Source organism: Kitasatospora sp. NPDC059146 (assembly GCF_042786665.1).
Classification (GTDB): Bacteria; Actinomycetota; Actinomycetes; order Streptomycetales; family Streptomycetaceae; genus Kitasatospora.
In genome coordinates this window covers 88,394-95,180 of sequence record NZ_JBHZCY010000007.1, presented here as the reverse complement: position 1 = coordinate 95,180, position 6,787 = coordinate 88,394, and the positions used below count along the sequence as shown (strand labels likewise).

At 73.2% G+C, this 6,787-nt stretch carries 5 protein-coding genes and 1 pseudogene; 2 read left to right on the top strand and 4 right to left on the bottom strand.

What is annotated here, in order from left to right; all coding sequences use genetic code 11:
• Positions 1–56 precede the first annotated feature (56 nt).
• A pseudogene (locus ACFXPX_RS04885) lies at positions 57–608 on the top strand (HhH-GPD-type base excision DNA repair protein); the annotation flags it as partial.
• A 289-nt stretch (positions 609–897) separates the two neighbouring features.
• On the opposite strand, the gene ACFXPX_RS04880 reads toward ACFXPX_RS04885, so the two are convergent.
• From ACFXPX_RS04880 to tgmA, 4 genes are all read right to left on the bottom strand, one after another.
• Positions 898–3,045 carry a HEAT repeat domain-containing protein gene (locus ACFXPX_RS04880; RefSeq protein WP_380591638.1) on the bottom strand — a complete coding sequence of 716 codons (2,148 nt, stop codon included), beginning with the start codon at positions 3,043–3,045 and terminating at the stop codon, positions 898–900.
• Positions 3,046–3,229: 184 nt separating this feature from the next.
• Entirely contained in the window at positions 3,230–4,369 is a 1,140-nt protein-coding gene (tgmC, locus tag ACFXPX_RS04875) for an ATP-grasp peptide maturase system methyltransferase (protein WP_380591636.1), read from the bottom strand.
• Entirely contained in the window at positions 4,366–5,337 is a 972-nt protein-coding gene (tgmB, locus tag ACFXPX_RS04870) for an ATP-grasp ribosomal peptide maturase (protein WP_380591635.1), read from the bottom strand. The genes tgmC and tgmB overlap by 4 nt, the downstream gene beginning before the upstream one ends.
• Positions 5,337–5,624, bottom strand: coding sequence for a putative ATP-grasp-modified RiPP (gene tgmA, locus ACFXPX_RS04865; protein ID WP_380591633.1), 288 nt, complete (start codon positions 5,622–5,624; stop codon positions 5,337–5,339). The genes tgmB and tgmA overlap by 1 nt, the downstream gene beginning before the upstream one ends.
• A 282-nt stretch (positions 5,625–5,906) precedes the next feature.
• Between tgmA and ACFXPX_RS04860 the strand changes: the two genes are divergently transcribed.
• The gene (locus tag ACFXPX_RS04860) at positions 5,907–6,737 is read left to right on the top strand and encodes a hypothetical protein (protein ID WP_380591631.1); all 831 of its coding nucleotides are present in this window, start codon (positions 5,907–5,909) and stop codon (positions 6,735–6,737) included.
• Positions 6,738–6,787 lie beyond the last annotated feature (50 nt).

Sequence of the window (6,787 nt, the reverse complement as noted above, 5' to 3'; positions counted from 1 at the left end):
GCCTCAGTCACACTGACCGGCGACCCGGTCGCTGACGCCGTGAGGAGGAGCCCGCTGTGGACATCGCGGTACGCATCACCCAGCAGGTGGAGGCTGACGCGCTGCTGTCGCGCAGCCCGCTCGCCCTGCTGGTGGGCGCCCTGCTGGACCGGCAGGTTCCGTCCGAGCGGGCCTTCGCGGCGCCAGCGGCCATCGCGCGCCGTCTGGGCCACGACGACCTGGACGCGGAGCAGATCGCTGGCCACGACCCCAAGCGACTCGCCGCGCTCTTCGCCGCGCCGCCGGCCCTGCACGACCACCCCGTGGTCATGGCCCGCCGGGTCCAGGAACTGTGCCGCCACCTCATCGCCCGCCACCACGGGCGGGCCGCCGCGGTGTGGGAGGAGGCGGCCGGCGGCCGGGACCTCTACCGGCGGATCAACGCGCTGCCGGGCTTCGGCCGCCAGAAGGCGCAGATCGTCGTCGCCCTCCTCGGCAAGCAGTACCGTGTGCGGCCCGAGGGCTGGCGTGAAGCAGCGGGCCCCTACGGCGAGGAAGGCGCCTTCCGCTCGGTCGCCGACATCACCGGGCCCGACTCCCTGGAACGGGTCCGCGCGCACCGGCGGCAGGAGGGCCGCACCATGGTCGCCCACCTCACCGCCGACCAGCAGGACATGGTGCCCGCTGGGTGGGGCAATGCGACCATCACCACGGTGACGGGAACCGCCCGGGGCTCAATCGACGCCACCGCCCGGTCGTTCGCCAGGAACGCCACCACGACGTCCCCCTCCGCGCAACCCGCGAGCCCACATCCTGACCCCGCGCCAGGTATGCCGACGTCGCCCTGGGCCCCATAGCCGCCCCACGTCGCGCGTTCTCCTATCTCGCCTGGCCGACCGGACGAGATAGGAGGTGCTGTCAGACGGTCGGCTCTGCCGGTCCGGTTGTCTGCCTGATGACGGCCCGGCAGGCGCGCAGCAGTGCCTCGTCGTACTCGGTGCCGTCGAAGAAGTTGCCGCTGCGGCGGGTGAGGGCGAGTTCGGCGCGGATCCGGGGCAGGGCGGGGGCGGCGGCGGGGCCCATTCGTTGCAGGCATTCCAGGACGTGGCGGGCGGTCGAGTTGTTCTCCTGCCAGCCCTGGAGGAGCACGGGCAGGACGGCGTCGGCTTCGGCCGGGCCGGCGATGTCGTGGATGGCGGCGGCGGCGTGTGTGCGGGTCCAGGCATGGTCGGCTTCGAGTAGTTGCCGCAGGCGGGGCAGTGCTGCGGCGGCCGGTGCACCGACCTGGCCGAGGGCGTCTGCGGCCTCGTGGCTGTTGGTGTCGAGCAGAGTGGTCAGCTGCGGCACGGCATCGGCGGGATCGCCCTCGATGTGCCACAGGGCCGTCACCGCGGCGACGCGCAGCTGCGGGTCGTCGGCGGCGGTGAGCGGGCGGACCGTCCCCAGCGCGGGTGCGGCGCTGGCGCCGAAGGCGCCGAGCGCGCGGAGGGCCGCGGCGGCGGTGCGCCACTGTTCCTGCTCGACAGCGGTGCTGAGGGCCGTGACGAGCGCGGGCACCGCCGCCGGGTCGCCGAGCCGGTTAAGGGCGGCCATCAGGTCGGCGGCGGACCCCCAGGGCGAGGAGAAGTCCGCGTCGGCGAGACGGCGGGTCAGCCTCGGCAGCAGCTCCCCGGCGGCCTGGGGCAGGTGGCCGGCGGCCTGCACGGCCCGCCAGTCGTCGACGCCGGTGTCGAGCGCCGTCAGCAGGCCGGGCAGGGCCCGCTTGTCGCCGAGGCCCGCCAGCGCCGTGACCGCCTCCTGGTGCGCCCGGCGCAGCAGCGGGTGCGGTGTGGCCCAGACGTGGGGGCCGTGTTGGGTGCGGTGTGCTTCGACGAGGGTGGCGAGGGCTTCGCGTGCGGGTTCGGCGAAGGCGGTGGGGAGTTTTCCGAGGGTCTCGGCCGATTCGGCGGCGGTGTAGGGGTCGGTGGGGAGCAGGAGGTCGGCGAGCAGGAGGACGAGGGCGGTGTGGTCGCCGCGTCGGGAGCGGATCAGGTCCCCGGTCATGGCGATAGCGTCGTGGCGCACGGCCCGGTCGGGGCTGCGGAGCTGGGCGGTGAGCAGGGCGGTGCGCTCGGGCACGCGCGTGTCCAGGACCCGGTGGAAGGTGAGCAGCAGCTCGGTGGTGGGGGCGTGGACACGGCCGCAGCGGTCCAGCTCGGCGAACATGGCGGCGATCTGCGACGGGACGCCCTGCTCCCCGTCCCGTTCGGCGTCGGCGCAGGCGCACTGTCCGCAGTCCGCCGGCCCGTCCTGCTCCCCGGGCACGGGCTCGGGCTCGGCCGCCGGTTCGGGGGCGAGCTGGCGGAGCAGGCCGGTCGCCGTCGCGACGAGGTGCGCGTCGATCGCCTCCGGTGTGCAGGCCGCCCGGTGGACGAGGGCGGCGAGCCGGATGTCGGCGTCCAGCGCCGGGTCGGGGGCCAGGGCGGCGAGCCAGGTGGTCACCGGGCCGAGCGCGGCCGGCAGTCGCCGGGCCAGCGCCGCGGCCGCCTCGATGACCAGCAGCCGCTCCGTGGTGCCGCTCTCGGCCGACAGCAGCTCGCGCAGCAGGGCGAACGCCCGGTCGACGTCGTCGAGGAACAGCCCCAGCGCCGGCAGCGCGGCCCGCCGCACCAGCGGGTCGGGATCCGCCGCGTGGCGGACGAAGTCCTCGACACGCTCGCGCAGCTGGGGCACGACCTCCGCGTAGGGCCTCGATTCGTCGCCGGACGAGCTGTAGTAGACGTCGCCGGGGCCGCATTCGAGGGCCGCGCTGCCGATGCTGAGCGCGAGGTGGAGGACGGCCGCGCGGTCGGGCACCTGCGGATCGTTGGCGAGCGCGAGGAGGAACGGCAGGCTCGCCGCCGTGCACCGGTAGACGCCGCCCTGGTGGTGGACCGCGCTGTAGAAGCGGCTGAACGCCGTCTCCCGGACGTCGGGGTCAGGGTCGGCCATCTGCTCCAGCAGCAGCGGGACGTCGTCGGCCGGACCGTAGGCATGGCCCATCGACGACCAGCCGACCTGCTCCAGGCCCTCAAGACTGTTGATCATGAGGGCACGGTGCCACGGGCCACTGACACCACCCCTGGTCGCTTGCCGCCGCACGGACGAGGTGACGGCAGAACTCCCCGTGGGGACGGCGGTCGCCAGCAAAGACGAGGGGTCACCGACGGGCTCCGCCCTTGTACGCCAGACCCCACGCGGACGGGCCGCCGTGGGACCTTCCCAACAGGCCTTAGATGGGCAGGCTCCAGGTGGGGCCGGCCTCGTTGCCGATCCACACGCGCTGGCCGTCGCCGTCGATCGTGATGCCGAAGCCCTCCTGGTGGGGGGCGCCGTGCTGCTGCCATGTCTGGACGGCGGACTCGACCTGGTCCCACAAGCGCAGGGGGCCGCGCTGGGTGACGGTCCATCCGCCGTCGGGGTTCGGTGCGGTGCGGGCGTGGGAGCCGGTGGCGAAGTCCATCAGGATCTGCTGGTCGCCGGCGCCGATGATCTCGGCGGAGGGCGCGGCGAGCTGGGCGACCCACTTGCCGGTCCAGTCGCCCAGGATCGCCGGGTCGATCCGGCTGGGGCGGGTGTCGCCGGAGAGCAGGGTGATGGGCTGGCGCGGTGGCCGGTCGTGCGGACGGGCGACCATGAAGCTGACGTAGCCGGGCAGGAAGCGGCCGCTGGCGCTGCCGGGCCCGGTGACGGTGAGGAGTGCCAGACCGAAGGCGAAGGACCAGCCGGTGATGGTGGCGAGGATCTTCCCGCCGGGCCTGACCTGGTGCAGCCACGGGAGGGGGAGGTGGCGGATCGAGCAGGTCGCGATCAGCCGGTCGTACGGTGCCCTGTCGGCGTGTCCGGCAAGGCCGTCGCCGATGACGAGGGTGGGCGAGTAGCCGGCGGCCTTGAGGGCCTGCGCGGCGCGGGCCCCGACCTGCGGGTCGACCTCGACGCTCACGACGTTGTCCTCGCCGAGGCGGTGGGCGCCGAGGGCGGTGGAGTAGCCGGTGCCGGTGCCGATCTCCAGGACCCGGTGGCCGGCCTCGACGTCGAGCCGCTGCCACATCCCCAGCACGAGGGAGGGCAGGGTGGAGGAAGACGAGGGGGAACCGGCCAGCGGCTCCAAGGCGTCTGGGGGACTCAGGTGGCCGTCGAGCTGGGTGACCAGCGTCTGGTCGCGGTAGATCCCCTCCAGCCGGCCGGGCTCGCCGTTCAGGACCGGCCGGTAGGCCGTAGGCGCGCTGCCGGGCACGGGCAGGAAGTACTCGGGGACGAACAGCTCGCGCGGTACGGCGGCCGCGGCCGCGCGCCAGGCCGGGTCGGTGAGGGCGCCGTCGGCGGTGAGCTGGTCGACGAGGGCGGCGCGCAGTTCGGCGGATGAGCTCACGGGGTGGTGCCCTTCTGGAGTCGGTCGGCCAGGGCCTCGGCGATCAGGTCGGTGATCGGCGGCGGGAAGAACGCCCACTGGCCGTTCGCGTTGCATTCGAGGAACGTCCAGTGGCCGTCGTGGTCGACGGCGAAGTCGAACGCGCCGAAGACCAGACCGAAGGCGGCGAGGTAACGGGCCACGGCGGCGGCGACGTCGTCGGGCACGTCGATCCGGGTGTAGGTCACGAGCTCCTGGCGGCGGCGCCAGTCGAGGTCGGGGCTGTCGATCCGCACCGCGAACAGGCGCTCGCCAACCGCGGTGAGGCGCACGTCGTACGCCTTGTCCACCTTGGCCTGGAACAGGTGCGGGCAGGCCGCGACCGCGTCGGTGATCTCCTCCGGCCGTACCTCGGACACCCACACCTGCGCGGCACGACCGTCGTCGCCCGTGTAGGGGCTGTTCCACAGCGGCTTGTAGACCGTGCCGCCGGGCTGCGCCGCGCAGAACGCGCGGGCCTGGTCCGGGTCGGTCGTGATGACCGTGGCCGGCACGGCGAGGCCCGATCGCAGCGCGGTGTCGAGCTGGGCCGGCTTGTGCTCGGCCTCGCGCACCCTCCAGGGGTGGTTCACGTACTGGGCGCCGGGCAGCGCCGAGAGGATGCCGCCGACGCCCCAGTGGGCCTGGGAGCGGGCGAATGCCGCGTCCTGCCCTTCCATCCCAGCCGGCGCCCGGTACACGGAGGGGCGGCGGTTCCAGACGGAGCGGACGCGGCCGAGGTCCAGGCTGCGACTGGCGGTGGTGAGGGTGCCGCGCTGGCCGTGCGTGTCGTAGCGGGTGGTCAGCGCGGCACCCTGGTGGAGATCGACCCCCGGATCCGTGCGGACGACCGGTACGCCCCGCTCGGCCAGGATGCGCAGCACCACGTCCGCCGTGACGTCGTGGACGTTGGTCAGCACCAGCACGGCCGGCGGCCGGTCTCCGGCCATCAGCCGGTGCCCTGGTCCTGGTCGTTGGAGGTGATGCTGTCCGAGTCGGTGGGCGCGGCATTGCCGCCGCTGTTCCCGTCGCCGCCGCCCTGGCCGGTGCTGGTCGGCGTACTGGAGTCGGTGCTGGTCCCGTGCGCTCCCATCTCGGCCCGCCGGCCCTCGTGGTCGAAGTAGACGGCGACCTGGGTCTGCGGGTCGATCACCGCGGTGAGGCCGAGGGCGGGTGCGGTGTCGGGATAGGGCCTCATACGGGTGGTGCCCCACGGCGGTTCAGGCGATCGGGTCATCCCGGCGTACCTCCCTCACAGGCCGCGGCCGAGCGGCCGGCAGCCTAACCAGGCTTCCACACTGAGTAGTTGAAGGAATGCATACCGTACGATGCGGGTCATCCGCCAGAGGACCAGATACGACGACGGGGCGAGTAGCAGCGGGCGGATACGGAGGCCGGGGCGCAGCCGTCCTGCGGTACGCCGCGCGGAGGCGGACGTGCGACGCCGGACGGATGGGAATCCGCAGATCACCGGTTGCGTGCGGCAGCATCGGGCGGCGACCGGTTCGTCGGAAGGGGCATGACTCGCCGATGCTCCGTCGGTTTCGGAACTGCCCTGCGCGGCTCGCTGGACCAGTTCACCGCCCCCACCGTCCCGACGGCCAGGCAGCCGGAGTGGCTGCCCAACACCGCATTCCAGGGCGTCGTTGAGGAGTCACGCTGCCTGGTCGAGGCCTGCATGGAGCGGGTAGCCGCCTGGGAGGAGAAGGTGCTGTCGGTGGACTGCGACGAGCTGCAGGAGATCGCTTCGGAGGCCCGGCGGGAGGGGCGCAGCCCCGTTGCGGCGGTCGACGCCGTGGTGCGGGCCGCTCTGGAAGACTTCGTGCAGTGGGAGGAGGAGCTGGCGGGTCAAGCACGGTGCCGTATGTCTGGCCGACAGCCCGGGCCCCCGTGGCCGGCCAGCGGTTCCGGTCGGACTTATTTTGACGGATCCTCAGCGTCCCAGCGCGGCGGGCAGCTCTTCCGGCATGATCAGTGGATGGAACGAGTTGTTGATCTTGACGAGGCTGCCCTTGAGATCGAACGGCGGAGGGGCCGCTGGGAGGATGCCGGGCTCACCGTAGAGCCGGTCACCTGGCGCGATGAGGCACAGGAGTGGCCGCAGCAGCTGATGCCGGACCGGGCTGCAGTTGTGGATGCCGACTCCCTTGGGATCGTGCTCACCGGCCTGGGAGGCGAGCTGTCCGTGGTGTTGTTCAGGGGCGGTTGGACCGATTCGGACTACTTCGCCGGGCTCGACGACTCTGGCGCCCTGCCCACTACTGCCATCGGTTCAGCGGCGGCCTTCGGTGACCAGCTCGACTCCTACGTGGCCAGGGTCTTCGGACCTCTCGCGGGGGCAGCCGTGTGATCGACCTCGACGCCGTCTCCGCTCACCACGGGTCCGGCCCGTTCCTCCAG

What these genes read in the sequence shown, in the direction of transcription:
- tgmB (WP_380591635.1), bottom strand. Translation starts at nt 5,337, where the DNA reads ATGGCCGGAGACCGGCCGCCGGCCGTGCTGGTGCTGACCAACGTCCAC.
- ACFXPX_RS04860 (WP_380591631.1), top strand. Translation starts at nt 5,907, where the DNA reads ATGACTCGCCGATGCTCCGTCGGTTTCGGAACTGCCCTGCGCGGCTCG.
- tgmA (WP_380591633.1), bottom strand. Translation starts at nt 5,624, where the DNA reads ATGACCCGATCGCCTGAACCGCCGTGGGGCACCACCCGTATGAGGCCC.
- ACFXPX_RS04880 (WP_380591638.1), bottom strand. Translation starts at nt 3,045, where the DNA reads ATGATCAACAGTCTTGAGGGCCTGGAGCAGGTCGGCTGGTCGTCGATG.